Below are 19,570 nucleotides of genomic sequence, written 5' to 3'. Positions count from 1 at the left end.
GAGCCAGCGCCCGCATCACGTGCGCCGGTGGACGTTTCGACGGCGTCCGGACCCTTCCGCGTTCTGCGGGCTGGTCAATGACAGCAGCCGCATCCGGGCGGGCAGTTGCCGCACGCGACTGCTTCGGCGCCGGCGGGAGGGACCGCGACGGTGGCGGGCGGCGCGCAGCAGCCCTTGCCCTGCCAGGCGTCGCGGCCTTCCTTGGCGGCGATCGCGGCGATGACGAGGGCGGCGACGGGGTCGGCCCAGGACCAGCCGAGGGTGCCGTTGAGGACCAGGCCGACCAGCAGCACGGCGGACAGGTACGTGCAGAGCAGGGTCTGCTTGGAGTCCGCGACCGCGGAGGCGGAGCCGAGTTCACGGCCGGCCCTGCGCTGGGCGGCGGACAGAAAGGGCATCACCGCCAGGGACAGCGCGGCCAGCACGATGCCGGGGACGGAGCGCTCGGCCTCAGCGGCGCCGGTCAGCGCGCGGACGGCGTCGACGGTGACGTAGGCGGCCAGGGCGAAGAAGGAGGTCGCGATGATCCGCAGGGCTCGCCGCTCGCGCGCTTCGCGGACGGTGTGGTCGGACGCGGAGAACTGCCAGGCGACGGCGGTGGCGGAGGAGACCTCGACCACCGAGTCCAGGCCGAAGCCGATCAGGGCGGTGGAGGAGGCCAGAGTGCCGGCGGTGATGGCGACGATCGCCTCGATGACGTTGTAGGCGATCGTGAGGGCGACGAGCAGGCGTATCCGGCTGGTGAGCGTGTCGCGGCGGGCCGGTGAGGGCCCGGGGGACACCGGTATCCCGGCGGTCATGGTCAGCAGCAGCCCTTGTCGCCGGCGTCCGGGCAGGTGCGGTCGGCCTCGACGCCCACCACGGCGGTGCGCAGGTCGTCCAGCGCGTGCCCGAGGCGTTCGTCGGCGAGCTCGTAGCGGGTGCGCCGGCCATCGGGGACGGTGACGACCAGGCCGCAGTCACGCAGGCACGCCAGGTGGTTCGACAGCCGGGTGCGGGAGACACCGAGAGCATCGGCGAGATCGGCCGGGTAGGCGGGGGCGTCGCGCAGGGCGAGCAGGATGCGGCAGCGGATCGGGTCGGCGAGCGCGCGGCCGAAGCGGGCCAGCACCTCGATGTCGGAGGAGGCAGTCAGCACTCCCGAATAGTACACGCAATCGTGGATTCAGCGACTCATGAACTGCCTGGTGCCCGTCTCGGAGATCCACCGGCCCCGCGTCGAGGGCGGGGCGTTCCGCTTTCTCGGCCAGTACGCCCTGGTCGGGCCGGATGACCACCCCTGACGCCGTCCGCGACGGCAGACTCAGCGCCCTGCGTCACGGACGGGCGGCGGAGCCGGGGGCTCCGCGGGGGTGCGGAGCACCAGGGCCCCGGAGCGAGCGCTCCGGGGCCCTGGTGCTCACTGGCTGCCGCGGGTCAGGCGGGGGTGATGTTCTCCGCCTGCGGGCCCTTCTGACCCTGGGTGATGTCGAAGGTGACGGCCTGGCCCTCGGTGAGCTCCCGGTAGCCGTTTCCGTTGATGTTCGAGTAGTGCGCGAAGACGTCGGGGCCTCCGCCGTCCTGCTGGATGAAGCCGAAGCCCTTTTCGGAGTTGAACCACTTCACGGTTCCGCTGGCCATGCCGGTGCCTCTCAGTCGATTTCGGGCTCGCACCGCGCGGGCCCGGAGGTGATCGCCCTGGTCCCGCACTGCACAGCAAGAAGCCCACGCTTCAGCGTGGGCAGGAACTGCGAACCACGACATCTGCCTGCGACGCTACACCGGGACAGGGCCGATCACCAGAGCGCGACAGCCCATCAGTTGGACAACATCGTCATCGGCCGGCGCAGCGGCGGGCGACCGGCCCGGGTGCCTGGCGGGGGAAGCCGCCGTGAGTACCGGTCGGCCCGCTCGGCGCGTGCCGGCGCCCCGCTCTCCGGCACTCGCGTGCCCTGCCCGTGGTGGCACCGCTGTCGCGCAGCCGGCGAGGGCCCCGGGCGCAGACCTCGGGCGGTCCCTCCCCCCGGAACGGGCGCGTCAGAACGCGGGGTGGGCCGGCGGTCGGCCGGGGTTCGGTATGCGGTCGGACCCCGGCCCGCGGCAGCGGGCCGCCGGCCGCCCTCTCGCCGGGCCCTCGCGCGGACCGGCGGTCTCAGGTGCGCTGCGTCCAGTCCCGGTCCAGGCGGCCGGCCAGTCCGGCGCCGGTGAAGGCGGCCTCCAACTCGTCGCGGCCCTCGGTGAAGTGGGCCCAGCTGTCGTGGTGGACGGGGACGACCCGGCGGGCGTCGAGTATCCGGGTGGCTTCGACGGCCCGGACGCTGTCCAGGACGATCGGCTCGCCGCCGAAGAGCATGGGGAAGCGGGGCGCTCCGGCGAAGAGGATGGCGGTGCCCACCGGGGCGAAGCGCTCGGCGATCCGCTCGACCGCGTCGAGGGAGGCGTTGTCGCCGCTGACGTACACGGTCGGGAGTCCTTCCCCGGTGAGTACGAAGCCGACGACCTGGCCGGTGAACGGCTCGACGTCCTCGCGCGGGCCGGGGCCGTGGATGGCGGGAACTCCGGTGACGGTGATCGTGCCGCCGCCGGGGCGGTCCAGCTCGACGGACTCCCAGTCGGCCAGGCCCCTGGCCTTGTCGCCGAGCCGCTGTCCGCCGCCGGGGGTGGTGAGGGTGAGAGGGACTTCGGCGAGCAGTGCGCGGCCGGAGTGGTCGAGGTTGTCGGCGTGCTCGTCGTGCGAGAGCAGGACCACGTCGACGGGGCCGAGGTCGGTGGGGGCGACGGCGGAGGGGGCGGTCTTGGTCAGGGTGGGGCCGGCGGTGGGGTAGTCGCCGGGGCCGTCGAAGGTCGGGTCGGTCAGGAAGCGCAGGCCACCGTACTCGAAGAGGGCGGTGGGGCCGCCGAACGTGCGGACCTGGAAGTGCTCGGGGTGCTGGGACATGCCCCTCATTTCTCACGAATGAATTAGAAGTTTGCCGTGAGGAAGACTAGGCGGGCCTCACGGAAGAGCGCAAGGGATACCATGAGGGCATGGAAGAGGCCGAGGGTTCCGAGAAGACGCAGAGCGTGCTGCCACCGGCTCCGGGTGCCGACCGATACCGCTCCCTGGACTTCGCCGACACCGCCGCGACCCTTCCCGCCGGCCAGAGCTACGACCTGCTCGCCGCCCCCCGCACCGCCATGTGCTGGCTCGCCGCGCACGAGCTGACCACGCCGGACATCCGGCTGTACGAGGTGTGCGCACGGCGCATGCGCACACTGCGCGGGCACGTGCGAGCCCTGTTCGCCGCCGCCGTCGACGGCTCCGCCCCGTCCGAGGAGTCCCTGCGGGCCGTCAACGAGGCGCTCACGGCCGTGCCCACCGCTCCCCCGCTCGCCTGGGACGAGGCGCACGGAATGCGCCGGGTCCGGGCACACCCCACCGACCAGGCGGTCGGCCACGCGCTCGCCACCCTCGCCGCCGACGCCGCCGACCTGCTCACCGGGCCGGACGCCGGTCTGCTCGCCGCCTGCGCGTCCGCACCCTGCGACCGATTCCTGCTGCGCACCCACGGCCGGCGCCACTGGTGCTCCACCCGCTGCGGTGACCGCGCCCGGGCGGCCCGCGCCTACGCGCGCCGCAGCCGCACGCCGATGTGACGCTCCGGCAGTTCCGGCGCCGGGCGCCGCCATTGGGCCCCGGTCGGCCCCGTACCGAACACCCACGACGAGTCGTGGGTGTTTTTCATGTGCGACCGGTACACCGCTGACGCGGTGAGCACCCGGCCAAGCGCGGTCGGCCCGTTCACCGCCGCCGGCCGGGCCGGTCATCAACTCACCGGCACCACCGCAGAGAGCCGCAACCCGGACACCTCGATCGGTTGTGCGCAAACACGTGGAACTCCACAACGTTCGTCCGGATAACGGACGTTGACGTGCGCCTGAAGGACAAGAACTGGTCAAATACTTGATCAGTATCTGTCAACCGATGGCCATCTCCTGGCACTCTCGCAGCCATCCCCACCACCCCCACGGACCGAGAGAAGGAGACCATCGTGTCCCCGCACTCCCGCACCTCCCGCGTCTCCATACGCGCCGCCGCCCTCGCCGCCTCCGCCGCCATGGTCGTGGTCGGCGTCCAGGCCGGCACCGCCACCGCCTCCCCGGACCGAGAGGCGGGCGCCTCGACCGCTTCGCCCAACCTCGCCCCGCCGAGCGCCTCCCAGCGGGTGGCCGCTCTGCAGCAGGCACAGGCCGGCGCCGCCGCCACGGCCCGGAGCATCGGCCTGGACACCGCGGTGGAGAAGCTCGTCGTCCGCGACGTCGTGAAGGACGCCGACGGCACGGTCCACACCCGCTACGAGCGCACCTACGCCGGCCTGCCCGTGCTGGGCGGCGACCTCGTCGTCCACACGGCCAAGAACGGCAGGAGCAAGGGCGTCAGCAAGGCGACCGCAGCCAGGATCGCCGTCGCGAGCACCGACGCGGCCGTCACCCCGGCCGGCGCCCGCAAGGGCGCGCTGACCGCCGCCGCCGAGGACGCCCCGGCGGCCAAGACCACCACCGACGCGCCCCGCAAGGTGATCTGGGCCGCCACCGGCAAGCCCACCCTCGCGTACGAGACCGTCGTCCACGGCCTCCAGCACGACGGCACCCCGAGCGAACTGCACGTCATCACGGACGCCACCACGGGCAAGCAGCTCTACACGTACGAGGCGATCGAGACCGGCACGGGCACCAGCCAGTACAGCGGCACCGTCCCGCTGGGCACCACGCCGGGCACCTCCGGCTACACCCTCACCGACGGCGCCCGCGGCGGCCACAAGACCTACGACCTGAACGGTGGCACCACCGGCACCGGCACCCTCTTCACCGACGCCGACGACCTCTGGGGCAACGGCCTGCCCACCAACCGCCAGACCGCCGCAGCCGACGCCCACTACGGGGCGGCCCTCACCTGGGACTTCTACAAGAACGAGCTGGGGCGCAACGGCATCGCCGGTGACGGCAAGGCCGCCTACTCCCGCGTCCACTACGGGAACGCCTACGTCAACGCGTTCTGGTCGGACCAGTGCTTCTGCATGACGTACGGCGACGGCGCGGGCAACAGCAGGCCGCTCACCTCCATCGACGTGGCCGGCCACGAGATGACCCACGGTCTGACCTCCCGCACGGCCGGTCTGCGCTACAGCGGCGAGTCCGGCGGGCTCAACGAGGCGACCAGCGACATCATCGGCACCTCCGTCGAGTTCTTCGCCAACAACAGCAACGACACGGGCGACTACCTCATCGGCGAGAAGGTCGACATCCACGGCGACGGCACCCCGCTGCGCTACATGGACAAGCCGAGCAAGGACGGCAGCTCCGCCGACAACTGGTCGAAGACCGTGGGCCGGCTCGACGTGCACCACTCGTCGGGTGTCGCCAACCACTTCTTCTACCTGCTGTCGGAAGGCAGCGGCGCCAAGACGATCAACGGCGTGAGCTACAACTCCCCCACCTACGACGGCTCCGCCGTCACCGGCATCGGCCGCGCCAAGGCCTACCGGATCTGGTACAAGGCCCTGACGACGTACATGACGTCGACCACGGGTTACGCCGGCGCCCGCACGGCCACCCTCCAGGCAGCCACGGACCTGTACGGCGCGAGCGGCGCCGAGTACCAGGCCGTCAACCGCGCCTGGGCGGCCGTCAACGTGAAGTGACGGTCCGGGTGGAGTAGCGGTCCGGCTGGAGAATCGGTTCCTCTCAGGTGGGTGCGGCGGCGCTTTCGGTGTCGCCGCACCCACGTGCGTACCGGCGTCCCTCGGGGGCCGGGCACAGGCCGGCGCCTGCCGCAGGAAGCGGCAGGCGCCGGTGTCGTTCGGCCGGGAGCCGGGGCCGGGCCAGCAGGGGTTGTTGTTGATCACGCAGCGGCGGACGCCGGCGAGCCACAGGCGCGGGACTGAAATCCGCAGGCGGTAACGGCCGGCCGCGTGCAAGGATGAGGGCATGGGGTCGCGACCGGCGTTCGGAGACGAGTTGCGCGCCGAGCTGGGCTCCCCCGGGCGCTCCCGCCGACTGAGCAGCAGCCCGCGCTCGCGCGTATGGCGGGTCCGGCTGCCGGACACCTCGGCGGTGGTGAAGCAGATCGTCGAGGGCCCTGACGCGGACGAGCGGTACGCGCGCGAGGTGGCCGCGCTGCGACTCGCCGCCCGAGCGGAGACTCCCGTGGTGCCCGCGCTGCTGGCCACCGATCCCGGCGAGCGGGTGCTGGTGCTGGAGTACCTGGAGCATCGACGCCCGGCCGGCGACTGGATCGTCGACTACGCAGCCGCCTTGGCACGGCTGCATGCCACGGCCCGCCCGGACGACGCCGGGGTACTTCCCCGGTGGCAGGGCCCGGACCAGGGCGACATCGACTCCTTCCTCCGGCTCGCCCTGGCGCTCCGGGTGCCCGTCGGCCCTGGCGTTCCCGGCGAACTCGACGCCCTCGTGCACCGGCTCGGCCGCATGACCGGCCATGCCCTTCTCCACGGGGACCCCTGTCCGGGAAACGACCTCCATACCGCCACCGGCATCAGGTTCGTCGACTTCGAGCAGGCGTCACTGGGCAGTGGCCTGATGGAACTGGCCTACCTGCGCATCGGTTTCCCGACCTGCTGGTGTGTCACAGCCGCGTCGGCGCCGCTGCTCGAACGGGCGGAGCGCGCATACCGTACGGCATGGCGCACCGCGACCGGATCCGAGTGCGAGGACGGCCTCGCCGACGCGTGCGCCGGCTGGCTGATCCGTGGCGATGCGCTGGTCCAGCGGGCCCACCGGCAAGGCCGGGATCACCTGGCCCGGATTCCGGACGAGGACTGGAAATGGGGCACGGCGACAGCCCGGCAGCGGCTCGTCCACCGGCTCGGCGTCGTCAGCCGGTTGACCGCCGACCACGACTCCCTCAGCGGCGTGAGCAGCCTCACCGCCGGTATGCGTGAGCGCATGCTCGCCCGCTGGCCCTCACTTCGGCCGGTCCCGGCGAAGCGGCCGTAGAAGCCGGATGCCCCCGACCGGTCGGCGCACCACCGGCGGACCGGCCGCGCGTTCGCCCTGGGCGGTGCGGTTCGGTCCGCCCTGTGCTGTCCGCCGCCGGCGACGGCCGTGAGGGTCTGCGGCCGGTCGAAGCCGTCACCCGCACCGCAGCCGGAGGCGATGGGGACCGCGCAGGCGCAGTGCCGCAGGTACGAGCCCGGGACGTCGATCGACTCGAAGGAGACGCCCGTTCCGCCGATCCCCGGCCGTGCGCAGAACATGGCGCCCGGGCGGAACAGCGCCGAGCCGTCGTCGGGCGGGGAGGCGTCCGGGCCGTGGCCGGTACGGCGGGCACGCCGTACCGGCCACGCGGTGACCCCGCCGGCCGTGGCCCCGGCGACCGGCCATGACCGGCACGTGCTCGCCGGTGCTACCCCGCCTTCGATGCCCTCCCCCGGCCGGTGCTCCGCTCGCGTCCCCAGGCGGCCAGCGGCTGGAGCGCGGTGTTGAGGCGCGTGCCGTCCTCGGTGAGCGAGTACTCGACGCGGGGCACCACCTCGTCGTAGGAGACGCGGTGCACGACGCCGTCCGATTCCATCTCCCGCAGGTGAGAGGCAAGCACCTTCTCGGTGATCCCGGGGAGCAGCCGGCGCAGCTCGCCGAAGCGGCGGCGGGGATGCTCGTGAAGTGCCCAGAGGATCAGCACCTTCCACTTGCCGCCGATCACCTCCATCGCGGTGTCGATCCCACAGACGTGTCCATCCGGTGCGCCCGGCCGGTTCAGCGTCGTCATGCCCACCCCTTCCGACGTGCTGGCTCACCCGGGGGTAACCACCCACTCAGAAGTACGTACTTGATCACCTCCGGGCCTGCGAGCAGCCTAGTCGGCATGGCATACGACTCCGTTGAGAAGACCCCCGTCACGCTCCTGGGCCTCGGTGCGATGGGCACCGCGCTCGCCCGCGCCTGGCTCGCCGCCGGCCACCCGCTCACCGTCTGGAACCGCACCCCGGCCCGCACCGCCGCGCTGGCCGCCGAGGGCGCGAACGTCGCGGACAGCGCCGCTGAGGCGGTCGCGGCGAACAGCCTCGTCGTCGTCTGCCTGCTGGACGACGCCTCGGTCGGCGAGACGCTGGCCGGCACCGATCTGACCGACCGGGACGTGGTGAACCTGACCACCAGTACCCCTGCTCAGGCCCGCCTCCGCGCCGAGTGGGCCCGCGACCGCGGTGCCCGCTACCTGGACGGCGGGATCATGGCCGTCCCCCCGATGATCGGTGCGCCGGGGGCCGGTGGCTACGTCTTCTACAGCGGCTCGCGGGAGTTGCTCGGGCGGCACGAGGACACGCTGGGCGTTCTGGCCGGCACCACCTACGTCGGCGAGGACCCCGGCTTCGCCGCTCTGCACGACGTGGCTCTGCTCAGCGCCATGTACGGCATGTTCGCCGGGGCCGCGCACGCCTTCGCCCTGATCCGCAGGGAGGACATCGACCCGGCGTCGCTCGCTCCGCTGCTCGCCGACTGGCTCGTCGCGATGGCCCCGGCGGTGCACGAGACCGCCGACCGGCTGCGGACCGGTGACTACACCCGGGGCGTCGTCTCCAACCTCGCCATGCAGGTGGCCGGCACGCCGACCTTCGTCCGCACCGCCGAGGAGCAGGGCGTCAGCCCGGAGCTGCTCAGCCCCTACTTCGCGCTGATGCGCCGCCGCCTGGCCCAGGGCAGCGGCGACGAGGACCTGACCGGTCTGGTCGACCTGCTGGCGCGCTGACCGGGAGCCGTCCGGAGACGGGGTGGTCGTGTTGTCGGGCCACTCGCCCGGCACCGGTTCGCTCTCCCCGCCGGGGCCGGTGCACCGTCCACCTGGACTTCCACTCGGCCATGGGCCGACAGCGCCGGTCCGTCAGCGCGGTGGAGTCACCGGTGCGGCGCAGAGACCGTCCAGTCCGGGGAAGGGATTGCCCGGCCGGAGCATGCGGTACGCGGCGTCGATGAACGACATCGGCGCCCACTTCGACGGCTGCTCGTCGACCTGGTGGACCACCGCCTCAAGGATGCGCTTTCGCAGATCCAGCCACGGGAACGCCGTCTGCGCGGCGTCGAGCACCGCCCGGTCCACTTCCCCGGCGCCGAAGCCGAAGACGTCGGCACCGATGCCGAGGTGTGTGAGGGCCACGACCGGCTGCTTGTGGGCCGCGATCCCGGAGGAGGTGTGCAGAGCCACGGCGTCCCAGACCAGATCGGCGGTGGAGTCCGGCAGGCCGTGATCGCGGACGAAGCGGGCGGCCCGGAAGGCACCGTCCACTTCGAACCGGTGGGGGCCGTTCCCCTCGTCCGTCAGTCCGATGTCGTGCAACAAGGTGGCGAGAAAGAGCGTTTCGTCGTCGAAGTCGGTCCCGGCGAGGAGGTTCCTCGTGGCCGCGATGCTGCGGGCGTAGAAGTAGCTGCGAACGCAGTGGTTGAGCAGATAGGTGGGCGAGTGTTCGGCGGCGAAGGCGACGGCGGCCTCTGTGGCCCGTGTCCGCGGCCACCCGCCGATCGCGTCCGGCAAGGTGTCGAGGAGGTTCACAGCGCCACCTGCCCCGGCGCCCGGTGCCCCGCCCCTACGGTCTCGGAGTACCGCGCCTCCCCGCCGCTCCGGGGGTTTCCGCGTCCGCCGTACCGGCCGGAACGCGTGCCGCCGCCGGGCAGTTCGTCGGTCTGCTTCTCCGGTGGGGCGTGCCGGGCGGTCCGGGTCCCGCTGACGATGTACATGGTTCGCCTCTCTTGCTGCTGTTCTTCGGGGTGCCGCGTACACGCTAAGAGGGGCGGAAGGCGTCCTACGATGGTCGGATGGACAACGTTCCCAAGGATCCGGCCAAGGTCGCGGTGGTCGTGCAGCCGGGGTTCGTCCTGCTGGACGTCGCCGTTCCACGGCAGGTGTTCGGCCGTTGGCCGGACCACCTGGCCGCCGCCCGGCCAGGGGGCACCCCCTATGAGCTGAGCCTGGTGGGACCGACGCTTGGTGACGGGCCGCTGTGGCCCCCCGGGGTCGAACCGCTGGGCCGGCTGGACGAGGCCGGCACGGTGATCGTCACCGGGGTGGAGGACCCCACCGTGCCTCCGGACCCGGAACTGGTCGAGCGGCTGCGCGACGCGTACGACCGGGGCAGCAGGATGGTGTCGATCTGTACGGGCGCGTTCGCCCTGGCGGCGGCCGGAATCCTGAACGGCCGGAGCGCGACCACGCATTGGTACTGGGCAGGGCTGCTGCGGGACCGCCACCCCTTGGTGACGGTCCGTGCGGCGGAGCTCTACGTCGAGGACACCGGCGTCTACACATCGGCCGGCGTCCTCGCGGGCACCGACCTGTGCCTGCACCTGTTGCGACTCGACCACGGTCAGGCGGTGGCCAACGCGATGGCTCGCTTCCTGGTCAGTCCGCCGCACCGCGAAGGAGGGCAGGCCCAGTTCATCGAGCCCGTCCCGCCCCACGACGCGGCAGGTATGTCCGGCGTGATCACTTGGATCCTGGAACACCTCGACGAGCCACTCACTTTGGAGTCGGTGAGCCACCACAGCCACATGAGCACCCGGACGCTGCGCCGCCGGTTCCGGGCCGCGACCGGCACGAGCGTCATGAACTGGGTCGCCGCGCAGCGTGTGGCCCGTGCCCGCGTCCTTCTGGAAACCACCCGCCTCGGCATCGACGACATCGCACACCGCTGCGGATTCGGCTCCGCGGAGTCGCTGCGCGTGCATTTCACCGCGCTGACCCGGACCAGCCCGTCGCGCTACCGTCGCACCTTCGCCGCCGACTGATCGCCGCCTCCCCCGCGTGGGGGGCGATGGGCGACGCCGACGGCGAAGTGGCTCCGTCCGCCACCATCCGGAGACGCCCGCACAGGCCGTCGGGCCCGCGGCCCTCCGGCACGCGCGTCACATCCGCGGGCTGTCGGGGGCGGCGGCTTCGAGAGCGGCGACGCTGCCCGACATGATGGTGCGAACGTGTTCGGTGATGTGCTCCGTGGGCCAGTCCCACCAGGCCACCGCCAGCAGTCGGGCGATGTCCTGGTCGTCGTAGCGGGTGCGGATCAGGCGGGCCGGGTTGCCGCCGACGATGCCGTAGTCGGGCACGTCGCCGGTGACCACGGCGCCGGTGGCGATGATCGCGCCGTGCCCGATCCGTACCCCGGGCATCACCGTCGTCCCGTGGCCGAACCAGACGTCGTTGCCGACGACGGTGTCTCCTCGGTCGGGCAGACCGGTGAGCAGGTCGAAGTGCTCGGCCCAGGAGCCCCCCATGGTGGGGAAGGGAAAGGTCGAGGGGCCGTCCATCCGGTGGTTGGCGCCGTTCATGATGAACCGCACACCGGTGCCCAGCGAGCAGAACTTGCCGATGACGAGCTTTTCCGGCCCATAGTGGTAGAGAACGTTCCGCGTCTCGAACGCGGTCGCGTCGTCCGGGTCGTCATAGTAGGAGTATTCGCCGACCTCGATCAGCGGGGACTTCACCAGCGGCCTCAGCAGCACCACCCGCGGTTGTTCGGGCATCGGGTGGAGGACCGTGGGGTCGGGGGGCACCGGCATGGGGGCGATTCCTCGTAGGCAGGGGGATCGGTCCGATCCATGATCGCGCCGGAGAGCCGTCCCCGCACACTCATTTGCCACCTGTACGAACGCGGCCCGCCGCCTGGCAACGCGGGCCCGCGACGGGCGGCCGGGGCGTGCCGGCACCGGCAAGAGGAACCGTGGTCCCTCCCCGCCAGATCCCGGGCCGGGGGCCGACAAATCCCCTTGGCGCCGGTCGCTCGCCGGCCGTCCGCTTGATCAGAGCCGGCTGCGGCCGGGTACGAGCGGTGCGTTGCGCGCGGCGCGGTGGCCGAGGGCGGATTCCGGCAGGGCACCGGCCAGCAGTCGGGAGCGCGATCCGGCCGGCCGCAGCGCGGCCCGCAGGACCAGCCAGCCCAGGAGACCGCCGAGGGTGTTGACGAGCACGTCGTTGACGTCGGCGGCGCGGCCGTTGGAGAAGAGCACGTAGCACAGCAGCTGGGTGGCTTCGATGGCGAGGGCGGCCAGTGCGGTCAGGAGGGTGACCCGGCGGGCCGATGTCGCCCGGGAGGAGAGCAACGGCAGGAGAAGGCCCAGGGGCACCGTCATGAGGATGTTGGGGATGGCGGTGACGTCCAGCGTGATCAGCGGTATGGGGTTGATCTGGTTGTACCAGGCCGACTGGTTCGCGTACTCGCCGTAGGTGATCTCGATGGGGAACACGGTGATGGAGAGCACCGCCGCCGCGTACACGGCCGCCGTCAGCCGCAGCGCGGCGTGCCGGCCGGTCCAGCCCGGTGTTCCGCGCCGTGCGCGGAGCAGGACCACGACGGCGTAGACGGTCAGCAGCGGCCCCAGGACGACGGAAGGGGCGACATGGAGGGAGAGGTTCACGGGCGGGGTCTTTCCAGGAGGCACGGGTAGTGGTGCCGAGCCTCGCTCCGGCGGCGCCGTGTCCGTATCGGCCGAAGGGGAGACTTCCGGCGGCGGCCTATGACTTTCGGCGGAGTCGGACGACCGCGGCGCCGGACTAGGGTGCTGGTCATGCGCCGAAGTACCAGTTCACCGCCCTGCGTCCGGTTCCTCGTCCCGGTCGGGCGGGCCGCCGCCGGCTGCCTGGTGGTCGCCGCCCTTGTGCTCGACCATCACATCGGGGCTTTCGGGCAGCCGCGTACCGGCGGGGTGCTGTTCGTCTCGGCGCTCGCCGCCGCACTGGTCGGGGGGCCGGCGCTGTTGCCCCGCGTCCCGGGGAGCGCCGTGTCCTGGGCCGCGTGTGCGGCGGCCGCGGTCTCGCTCGGCTGCTCGGCGGTTCTCCACCTCCGCCACGCGGCCGGTGCCGGGGGACCCGATGGCTCGAACGCCTCCAGTGCGTACGCGTTCTTCGAGCCGGTCGTCCTGTGTGCCGTCCTCGTGGTGGTGGCGCGCCGCGGATCGAGGGCCGGCGCCGTGCTCGCCGTCCCGTCGCTGACGGCGGCCGTGGTTCTGCGGCCGGTGGCGATCGAAGCGCAGGAGGGCAGTGTGCTGATGGCGCTGTTCCTCGCCCTGACCGTGACCGGCGCGCTGGGGGCGGGCCTCACGTCCCGGCTGGTGGCCTCCTCCCGGCGGCAGCAGGAGGAGCGCATCGTCCTTCAGCAGCGCACCGACTTCGCCCGTGACCTGCACGACTTCGTCGCCCACCACGTCACGGGCATCGTGGTCCAGGCCCAGGGCGCCCGAGCCGTCGCCACGAAGAACCCGGAGATGGTGGCGGAAGCGCTGGAGCGCATCGAGGGCACCGGGGCTGAGGCCCTGGTGTCGCTGCGCCGGATGGTGGGCACCCTGCGCGAGCACGGGGGGCGGGAGCCGCTGCGGCCGGCCACCGGCCACGAGGCGGTGCGGGGTCTGGTGGAGGGCTTCGTCCTGCCGGGGGCGCGGGTTCGGTTCACCGCGCTCGGCCGCACTGACGACGTGCTGCCCGCTCAGGTGGCGGCCGGTCTGCACCGGGTGGTGATGGAAGCGCTGACCAACGTCCGCAAGCACGCCCGGCACTGCCGGGCCGTGGACGTGCGCCTGACCGTCACCGCCGACACCGCGGTCGTCGACATACGCGATGACGGCGGCCACCCCACCGGCCGGACGCCGGTCGGGGTCGACGACGGGGCGAAGGAGCGCCGCGCCGACGGGGGGCGGGGTTACGGCCTGCGAGGGCTGCGGGAGCTGGCCTCCGTCGCGGGCGGAACACTGAGCGCCGGCCCGGCCACGGCCGACGGCAGCGGCTGGCTGGTCACCGCCTCGTTCCCGCGGGGGCAGCGATGACGGTCCGTGTCCTCATCGCCGACGACCAGGACATCGTCCGTACCGGGATGGCCATGATCCTCGCCGCCGAGGACGGCATCGAGGTCGTCGCCCAGACCCGTGACGGACTCGAAGCGGTCGAACAGGCGGCCCGGCACCGCCCCGATGTCGTCCTCATGGACATCCGTATGCCGCTGCTGGACGGCCTGGACGCCCTGCGTCATCTGACCCGTCCCGGCAGGCCCCATGTGCCGAAAGTCGTCATGGTGACGACCTTCGACGACGACGCGTACGTCCACCGGGCCCTGCACAGCGGGGCGTGCGGATTCCTGCTCAAGGACGCCGGCCCCCGCCTTCTGGCCGAGGCGGTCCGGTCCGCCGCTTCCGGCGAGGCGCTGATCAGCCCCTCGATCACGGTCCGCCTGCTGGAACGGTTCACCGCGACCGGCCGGGCCCGGCCCGCACCGTCGCCCCTGTCCCCGCGCGAGACGGAAGTGGTCGAGCTGGTGGCCCGCGGCCTGACCAACGCCGAGACCGCCGCCGAACTCCACATCACCGCAGGCACCGTGAAGGCCCATCTCAGCAACATCCAGACGAAGCTCGGGGCGCGCAATCGGGTCGAAATCGCCGCGTGGGCGTGGGAAAGGGGGCTGGTCACCTGAGCCCGGCGCCCGGCCCCGCGGTCCACGTCCCGGACCGAGGCGGTCAGCCGGGTCAGCCGCCGATGGGTTCCACGTCCCCACGCTGCAGACCGCTCCGTACGACGGACATCAGGGGCGAGGCCTTGCGGCGCCGCCGGCCCTCCCCACCACTGGTCAGACCGACCATCTCGTCGATGCAGGCGAGCAGGTCGTCCCCGGCGGCCACTTGGCGGATGCGGTGTGCGGCGCTTCCGCGCGCCAGTGCCCGCTCCGCGAGTTCGCTCACCGTCTCCCAGTCGCCGCACGCCTCGAGCTCGGGGCGCAGTCGTGTCAGCATCGTCCGGATCACCCGGGCCGCCGGTGCCGGCCGGCGGGACACCGGGTCGACCAGATCGCCTTCCAGGCCGGATCGCGCGGCCCGCCACGTCGCCGCTCGCAGCGACTCGTGCCGGCCGCGGCAGCGAGGCCGGGGGTCGTTGGCCAGGCGCGTCCGCGCCCACGTCACCATGGCCCGGAACAGGCCGGTGATCATGACCGCCGTCTCCGCCTCGGGGCAGGCGTCGCAGACGCGCAGCTCCAGGGTGGGCTGGTGGTCCGAGGGCCGCAGGTCGTAGTAGATCATCTTGGGGTCGCTCACCACTCCGGAGTCGATCAGCTCGGTCACCGCCGCGTCGTACGCCGCCGCGTCGGGGTAGCAGCCGACCGGGCCGGCGGTGGGCCAGCGCTGCCACACCATCGTGCGCCAGCTCGCGTAACCGGTGTCGGCGGCGTTCCAGAAGGGCGAGCTGGCGGAAAGGGCCAGCAGGGCGGGTATCCAAGGTGCGATCAGGCACATCATGCGGACCGCCGTGTCACGGTCGGGCACCTCGGCGTGAACGTGGAGGCCGCAGATCAGCTGCTCCCGGGCCACCTGGCCGTACTCGGACACCATGTGCCGGTACCGGCTGCCCGGGGTCACCGTCGGGCCTCCCTCGGGGAGGAACGGGACCGTACCGGCCGCCACCACCGCCAGCCCGTGCCGGCCGGCGGCGTCCCGCAACGCGCTCCGCGACCGGTTCAGGTCCGCCAGCAGGTCGTCGAGCGTCGTATGGACATCGCTGTTGGTCTCCACAGCGCACTGGAGGAGTTCCGTCGTGTAACGCTTCTCCGGCAGACCGTGCAGAACGGAACCGGCGCGGGGGACGGGCTCTCCGGTTTCCACATCGAGTACGTGGAATTCTTCCTCCACCCCGATACGAACCGTCACGGGCACTCCCTAGAGACAGAGTGCGGCGTCGCCGCACTTCACACCTCCACGTGCCCTGAAGATCCGGCACTACGCCTCGCACGTTCACGTGCACCGCAGCCGGCGCACATGAGCGCATGGGTCGGACCGACCTGCGGGGCGGTCCGGGGACAAGCCGGTCACGGGCCGGTCACGGAGGGACGGCCACCTGCCGCCACCGGCCGCGTGGTGTCGGCAACGCCGACCGGTTCGGGTGGACCGGCTCTCGTGGCCGTTACGAGGCGGCTCCCCGGGTGCGCAGTTCCGCGTTGATGCGCTGGGCCTCTTCGAGCTGGTCCTCGAGGATGACGATGCGGCAGGCGGCTTCGATGGGGGTGCCCTGATCGACGAGTTCGCGGGCGCGGGCGGCGATGCGCAGTTGGTAACGGGAGTAGCGGCGGTGGCCGCCTTCTGAACGCAAGGGGGTGATCAGACGGTGCTCGCCCAGGGCGCGGAGGAAGGCGGGGGTGGTGCCGAGCATGTCCGCGGCTCGGCCCATGGTGTACGCGGGGTAGTCGTCGTCGTCGAGAGTGTCGACGGGGCGGGTACTGCGAGGGGTCATAAACCTCTTCTTCCAAGGGACGCGTCAAGGGGCTCGGGCGCCGTGCGGCACCCGAGCCCCGAGCTTTCAACACCATCTACCGGCCGACCCGAGTCGGCCTTCGTTTTCCGCTACGCGTCCGCCTGGGAGGGCGGAGGAGCGGGGATCGCAGTTGCGTGACCGGGGACCACCTTCCAATCCGGGGCCTGCGGTACCCGAGCGGGTGTTCTTCTCGCCCGGGCGATCCTGATGGCGTCTGCTCCTTACCTCTTTCGATCAACTACATGCACTGCTGGATGGTGCGGCACTGCTTCTACGGCCCCTGGGGCCGCTCGGCCCGGCAACCAGCGACGAGACCCACCACTTTCGGCCCCGCCACTCCGCTGCCGTTCCGCAGCTGCTTGCGCGGCAGTCCGTCTCTGCCGTGCCATCTGCGACTTTCTGGCTATGGCAAAACCCTAACCCGGATGAGGCGGCATGTCTACCTTCGCCGCGACAGATTTACTCCGACGCGAGGAGTAAGGGGGGCGGCCCCCCACACCATCCAGCCGCAACACCCGGCGTCCGGCCCCTGGACCGGCGCAAGGTCGCGGCCCGGCCCGCCACCCGCGCTCCACACCTCGCCGGCACCGACTCCCCGGACGCCCGCGCCGCCGGCGAGGAGGCACCGGGGCGAGCATGGACACGACCCCACCGGCACCGGCCTCGGCGAGCGCCTCGCCATGGTCGCCGGTACTGGAAAAATACCCCCAGGGGGTATATGGTCGAGACATACGCCACCAAGGACGGTGACTCGCGCAAGACGGAATGGGGATGACTGTCATGGACCACGGCGCACACGACCACGCCGATGCGCACGGCCACGCCGCGCACCGCGATCACCAGGGTCACGGGGCGCACAGCGGCGGCCAACCCGGCGGAGCCTCGTGGGGGACGGCCGCGAAGGCGACCCTCCACTGCCTGACCGGGTGCGCCATCGGTGAGATCCTCGGCATGGTCATCGGCACGGCCCTGATGTGGGGCAACGTCGAGACGATGGCCCTGGCGATCACGCTGGCGTTCGTCTTCGGCTACTCGTTCACGCTGTTCGCCGTGCGGCGGGCCGGCCTGGACTTCAAGACCGCGATCAAGGTCGCCCTGGCCGCCGACACCGTCTCCATCGCCGTGATGGAGCTCGTCGACAACGGGATCATCGCCGCGGTTCCCGGGGCGATGGACTCCCACTTGAGCGACGGGCTGTTCTGGGGCGCGCTGCTGGGCGGATTCGCGGTCGCGTTCCTGGTCACGACCCCGGTCAACAAGTGGATGATCGGCCGCGGCAAGGGCCACGCCGTCGTCCACGCCTACCACTGATCGACGGCTCCGCCGTTGTGACCCGTGAGCAGGAGTAGAGCCCCGGGCGGGGCTCTACTCCTGCTCACGATCGCCCGCACCGGCCCCCCGCACATCCGGCATCGGCCAGTTCACCCACTCCTCGGCCACGCTCGCCCGCATACGGGCCGTTCGGCGGGACACTACGCGGGCACGCGTCACGCGTGCATCCACCTGAACAGCGTTCATCTGACTGCCCCGCAGGGCGACTTCAGGTGATCGCCATTCCTGTTTCTGAATCCAGCCGTGCGCGGAACCTTGTCACTCCACAGGGCGACCCCTATTCTCGCGGCCAGAAAGCGCTTTCCAGAGTCATCCGCCGTCGCCCGGCCGAGCCGACGGTGGCGAGCGGCAGTGCCATCGAGGCGCCGCCGGCAGGCGAAGACGAAAGGGCAGCCATCATGAGACGAACGGTCGGACTCCGACTGTGCACGGCACTGGCCACCATGACCCTCGCGGGCGTGACCGGTGCGGTTCTGATACCCGAGGCGTCGGCGGCAGCAGGCGGCGCGACCGGCTTCGCCTCCCAGAACGGCGGCACCACCGGGGGCGCGGGCGGGCAGACGGTGCGGGCCACCACGGGGACCGCCATCCACGCGGCCCTGTGCGGCCGGGCCAGCAGCAGCACCCCGATCACCATCCAGGTGGAGGGGACGATCAACCACGGCAACACCAGCAAGGTGTCGGGCGGAAGTTGCAGCACCGCCGACGGCGTGATCGAGCTCAAGCAGATCAGCAACGTCACCATCGTCGGGGTCGGCGGCGGAGCCGTCTTCGATCAAGTGGGCATCCACATCCGCGACTCACGCAACATCATCATCCAGAACGTGACGATCCGGAACGTCAAGAAGTCGGGCTCCCCCACGTCCAACGGCGGCGACGCCATTGGTATGGAGAGCAACGTCCGCAACGTCTGGGTCGACCACACCACCCTGGAGGCGTCGGGCGGCGAGTCGGCGGGCTACGACGGCCTCTTCGACATGAAGGACAACACGCAGTACGTCACGCTGTCCTACAGCACCCTGCGCAACTCCGGCCGCGGTGGCCTCATCGGCTCCAGCGAGTCCGACACCTCCAACGGCTACGTCACGTTCCACCATAACCTGTACGAGAACATCGACTCCCGTGCTCCGCTGCTGCGCGGCGGCATCGCCCACATCTACAACAACCACTACAAGAGCCTCAACGAGTCGGGCATCAACTCCCGGGCCGGGGCGCGCGCCAAGGTCGACAACAACTACTTCGAGGACTCCAAGGACGTCCTCGGAACGTTCTACACCGACGCGGCCGGCTACTGGCAGGTCAGCGGCAACATCTTCGACAACGTGACCTGGTCGGCCCGCGACGGCGACCACAACCCCGCCGGGCCCAACCCCCAGTCCAACACCACCGTCGGCATCCCGTACGCCTACGGCCTGGACGCCGCCGGCTGCGTACCGGACGTCGTGAGCCGTACGGCAGGCGCCAACACGGGGCTGAAGGTGTCGGACGGCAATTGCACACCCCAGACGCCGGACCCGACGCCCACCCCGCCCACGCCCACGCCCACGCCGACTCCGACCACGCCCACCCCGACGCCCACCCCGCCCAGCGGCACCAACCTCAGCATCGGTGCGGGCTCCGACGGTTCGAGCAAGGCCGACGGCACCAGCTACGGCAACGTCCGGGACGGCAATCCGAGCACCTACTGGTCGCCGGCCGGCTCGACCGGCAGCGTCTCGATCAAGTGGGGCGCCCCGACCGCGGTGTCCCGCGTCAACATCCGGGAGGCGACCGGCTCCGAGGGCGGTATCGGTTCCTGGAGGCTCGTCAACGCCGACACCGGTGCCGTTCTGACCTCCGGCAGCGGAGCAGGCGTCATCTCCTTCCCCCGCACCTCCCTCCAGAAGATCACCTTCGAGATCACCAGTTCCACCGGCACGCCGCGGATCGCCGAGTACGAGACCTACGCCGGGTAGCGGCCCGCTCCCCCACCCACCGTCCGGATCCATCTCC

General features: G+C 71.7%; 20 protein-coding genes and 1 pseudogene. 9 read left to right on the top strand and 12 right to left on the bottom strand.

From position 1 onward, the window contains the following. Positions 1–74: 74 nt before the first annotated feature. The 4 genes from AC07DW_RS07720 to AC07DW_RS07705 all read right to left on the bottom strand — a co-directional run bounded on the left by AC07DW_RS07720 (position 75) and on the right by AC07DW_RS07705 (position 2,917). Positions 75–800, bottom strand: a complete 726-nt coding sequence (locus AC07DW_RS07720; protein WP_478856697.1) for a cation efflux transmembrane domain-containing protein — start codon at positions 798–800, stop codon at positions 75–77. Between the two features lie 2 nt (positions 801–802). Continuing rightward, entirely contained in the window at positions 803–1,138 is a 336-nt protein-coding gene (locus tag AC07DW_RS07715; protein ID WP_478856696.1) for an ArsR/SmtB family transcription factor, read from the bottom strand. A gap of 278 nt (positions 1,139–1,416) precedes the next feature. Beyond that, complete coding sequence (locus AC07DW_RS07710; RefSeq protein ID WP_189552525.1) at positions 1,417–1,620, bottom strand: cold-shock protein; 204 nt, start codon at positions 1,618–1,620, stop codon at positions 1,417–1,419. 511 nt (positions 1,621–2,131) lie between these two features. Further along, a complete protein-coding gene (locus tag AC07DW_RS07705; protein WP_478856695.1) occupies positions 2,132–2,917 on the bottom strand; it encodes an MBL fold metallo-hydrolase in 786 nt (261 codons plus the stop codon). 89 nt (positions 2,918–3,006) lie between these two features. On the opposite strand from AC07DW_RS07705, the gene AC07DW_RS07700 reads away from it, so the two are divergent. The 3 genes from AC07DW_RS07700 to AC07DW_RS07690 all read left to right on the top strand — a co-directional run bounded on the left by AC07DW_RS07700 (position 3,007) and on the right by AC07DW_RS07690 (position 6,975). After that, entirely contained in the window at positions 3,007–3,615 is a 609-nt protein-coding gene (locus AC07DW_RS07700; RefSeq protein WP_478856694.1) for an ABATE domain-containing protein, read from the top strand. A gap of 392 nt (positions 3,616–4,007) precedes the next feature. Continuing rightward, positions 4,008–5,660 carry a M4 family metallopeptidase gene (locus AC07DW_RS07695; RefSeq protein ID WP_478856728.1) on the top strand — a complete coding sequence of 551 codons (1,653 nt, stop codon included), beginning with the start codon at positions 4,008–4,010 and terminating at the stop codon, positions 5,658–5,660. A 286-nt stretch (positions 5,661–5,946) separates the two neighbouring features. After that, positions 5,947–6,975, top strand: coding sequence for an aminoglycoside phosphotransferase family protein (locus AC07DW_RS07690; protein ID WP_478856693.1), 1,029 nt, complete (start codon positions 5,947–5,949; stop codon positions 6,973–6,975). Positions 6,976–7,178: 203 nt separating this feature from the next. Here the strand turns inward: AC07DW_RS07690 and AC07DW_RS07685 are convergent. Next, a pseudogene (locus tag AC07DW_RS07685) lies at positions 7,179–7,235 on the bottom strand (hypothetical protein); the annotation flags it as partial. A gap of 149 nt (positions 7,236–7,384) precedes the next feature. Next, positions 7,385–7,747, bottom strand: a complete 363-nt coding sequence (locus tag AC07DW_RS07680) for a winged helix-turn-helix transcriptional regulator (RefSeq protein ID WP_478856692.1) — start codon at positions 7,745–7,747, stop codon at positions 7,385–7,387. A 96-nt stretch (positions 7,748–7,843) separates the two neighbouring features. Between AC07DW_RS07680 and AC07DW_RS07675 the strand changes: the two genes are divergently transcribed. After that, positions 7,844–8,725 carry an NAD(P)-dependent oxidoreductase gene (locus AC07DW_RS07675; protein ID WP_478856691.1) on the top strand — a complete coding sequence of 294 codons (882 nt, stop codon included), beginning with the start codon at positions 7,844–7,846 and terminating at the stop codon, positions 8,723–8,725. A gap of 132 nt (positions 8,726–8,857) precedes the next feature. Here the strand turns inward: AC07DW_RS07675 and AC07DW_RS07670 are convergent, their stop codons facing one another. Together AC07DW_RS07670 and AC07DW_RS07665 are read right to left on the bottom strand one after the other, a co-directional pair. Next, positions 8,858–9,523, bottom strand: coding sequence for an HD domain-containing protein (locus tag AC07DW_RS07670; RefSeq protein ID WP_478856690.1), 666 nt, complete (start codon positions 9,521–9,523; stop codon positions 8,858–8,860). After that, positions 9,520–9,708 carry a hypothetical protein gene (locus AC07DW_RS07665; protein ID WP_478856689.1) on the bottom strand — a complete coding sequence of 63 codons (189 nt, stop codon included), beginning with the start codon at positions 9,706–9,708 and terminating at the stop codon, positions 9,520–9,522. The genes AC07DW_RS07670 and AC07DW_RS07665 overlap by 4 nt, the downstream gene beginning before the upstream one ends. Before the next feature lie 78 nt (positions 9,709–9,786). On the opposite strand from AC07DW_RS07665, the gene AC07DW_RS07660 reads away from it, so the two are divergent. Continuing rightward, positions 9,787–10,755, top strand: a complete 969-nt coding sequence (locus tag AC07DW_RS07660; RefSeq protein ID WP_478856688.1) for a GlxA family transcriptional regulator — start codon at positions 9,787–9,789, stop codon at positions 10,753–10,755. Positions 10,756–10,872: 117 nt separating this feature from the next. On the opposite strand, the gene AC07DW_RS07655 is transcribed toward AC07DW_RS07660, so the two are convergent. Together AC07DW_RS07655 and AC07DW_RS07650 are read right to left on the bottom strand one after the other, a co-directional pair. Then, the gene (locus tag AC07DW_RS07655; RefSeq protein ID WP_478856687.1) at positions 10,873–11,523 is read right to left on the bottom strand and encodes a CatB-related O-acetyltransferase; all 651 of its coding nucleotides are present in this window, start codon (positions 11,521–11,523) and stop codon (positions 10,873–10,875) included. 240 nt (positions 11,524–11,763) lie between these two features. Continuing rightward, positions 11,764–12,378: a VanZ family protein gene (locus tag AC07DW_RS07650; RefSeq protein WP_478856686.1), complete on the bottom strand. Its 615-nt coding sequence runs from the start codon at positions 12,376–12,378 to the stop codon at positions 11,764–11,766. Between the two features lie 150 nt (positions 12,379–12,528). Between AC07DW_RS07650 and AC07DW_RS07645 the strand changes: the two genes are divergently transcribed. Together AC07DW_RS07645 and AC07DW_RS07640 are read left to right on the top strand one after the other, a co-directional pair. Then, positions 12,529–13,779 carry a sensor histidine kinase gene (locus tag AC07DW_RS07645; RefSeq protein WP_478856685.1) on the top strand — a complete coding sequence of 417 codons (1,251 nt, stop codon included), beginning with the start codon at positions 12,529–12,531 and terminating at the stop codon, positions 13,777–13,779. Continuing rightward, a complete protein-coding gene (locus AC07DW_RS07640) occupies positions 13,776–14,420 on the top strand; it encodes a response regulator (protein WP_478856684.1) in 645 nt (214 codons plus the stop codon). The genes AC07DW_RS07645 and AC07DW_RS07640 overlap by 4 nt, the downstream gene beginning before the upstream one ends. A gap of 52 nt (positions 14,421–14,472) precedes the next feature. Here AC07DW_RS07640 and AC07DW_RS07635 read toward each other — a convergent pair whose 3' ends face one another. Continuing rightward, positions 14,473–15,645: a carboxylate-amine ligase gene (locus AC07DW_RS07635; RefSeq protein ID WP_478856683.1), complete on the bottom strand. Its 1,173-nt coding sequence runs from the start codon at positions 15,643–15,645 to the stop codon at positions 14,473–14,475. A 253-nt stretch (positions 15,646–15,898) separates the two neighbouring features. Then, entirely contained in the window at positions 15,899–16,225 is a 327-nt protein-coding gene (locus tag AC07DW_RS07630; protein WP_478856682.1) for a MerR family transcriptional regulator, read from the bottom strand. Positions 16,226–17,026: 801 nt separating this feature from the next. Here AC07DW_RS07630 and AC07DW_RS07625 point away from each other — a divergent pair. Continuing rightward, complete coding sequence (locus AC07DW_RS07625) at positions 17,027–17,557, top strand: DUF4396 domain-containing protein (protein ID WP_478856681.1); 531 nt, start codon at positions 17,027–17,029, stop codon at positions 17,555–17,557. Between the two features lie 419 nt (positions 17,558–17,976). After that, positions 17,977–19,533, top strand: a complete 1,557-nt coding sequence (locus AC07DW_RS07620; RefSeq protein WP_478856680.1) for a pectate lyase family protein — start codon at positions 17,977–17,979, stop codon at positions 19,531–19,533. Positions 19,534–19,570: the final 37 nt, after the last annotated feature.

Source organism: Streptomyces sp. NPDC045701 (assembly GCF_056432045.1).
The sequence above is the reverse complement of the archived record's forward strand: the minus strand, read 5'-3'. Positions and strand labels throughout refer to the sequence as shown.

Bases quoted from the DNA above. Each gene is read 5' to 3' on its own strand.
- AC07DW_RS07700 (WP_478856694.1), top strand. From the start codon at position 3,007: ATGGAAGAGGCCGAGGGTTCCGAGAAGACGCAGAGCGTGCTGCCACCG.
- AC07DW_RS07680 (WP_478856692.1), bottom strand. From the start codon at position 7,747: ATGACGACGCTGAACCGGCCGGGCGCACCGGATGGACACGTCTGTGGG.
- AC07DW_RS07660 (WP_478856688.1), top strand. From the start codon at position 9,787: ATGGACAACGTTCCCAAGGATCCGGCCAAGGTCGCGGTGGTCGTGCAG.
- AC07DW_RS07720 (WP_478856697.1), bottom strand. From the start codon at position 800: ATGACCGCCGGGATACCGGTGTCCCCCGGGCCCTCACCGGCCCGCCGC.
- AC07DW_RS07645 (WP_478856685.1), top strand. From the start codon at position 12,529: ATGCGCCGAAGTACCAGTTCACCGCCCTGCGTCCGGTTCCTCGTCCCG.
- AC07DW_RS07690 (WP_478856693.1), top strand. From the start codon at position 5,947: ATGGGGTCGCGACCGGCGTTCGGAGACGAGTTGCGCGCCGAGCTGGGC.
- AC07DW_RS07630 (WP_478856682.1), bottom strand. From the start codon at position 16,225: ATGACCCCTCGCAGTACCCGCCCCGTCGACACTCTCGACGACGACGAC.
- AC07DW_RS07710 (WP_189552525.1), bottom strand. From the start codon at position 1,620: ATGGCCAGCGGAACCGTGAAGTGGTTCAACTCCGAAAAGGGCTTCGGC.
- AC07DW_RS07665 (WP_478856689.1), bottom strand. From the start codon at position 9,708: ATGTACATCGTCAGCGGGACCCGGACCGCCCGGCACGCCCCACCGGAG.
- AC07DW_RS07655 (WP_478856687.1), bottom strand. From the start codon at position 11,523: ATGCCGGTGCCCCCCGACCCCACGGTCCTCCACCCGATGCCCGAACAA.
- AC07DW_RS07620 (WP_478856680.1), top strand. From the start codon at position 17,977: ATGAGACGAACGGTCGGACTCCGACTGTGCACGGCACTGGCCACCATG.
- AC07DW_RS07705 (WP_478856695.1), bottom strand. From the start codon at position 2,917: ATGTCCCAGCACCCCGAGCACTTCCAGGTCCGCACGTTCGGCGGCCCC.
- AC07DW_RS07675 (WP_478856691.1), top strand. From the start codon at position 7,844: ATGGCATACGACTCCGTTGAGAAGACCCCCGTCACGCTCCTGGGCCTC.
- AC07DW_RS07640 (WP_478856684.1), top strand. From the start codon at position 13,776: ATGACGGTCCGTGTCCTCATCGCCGACGACCAGGACATCGTCCGTACC.
- AC07DW_RS07625 (WP_478856681.1), top strand. From the start codon at position 17,027: ATGGACCACGGCGCACACGACCACGCCGATGCGCACGGCCACGCCGCG.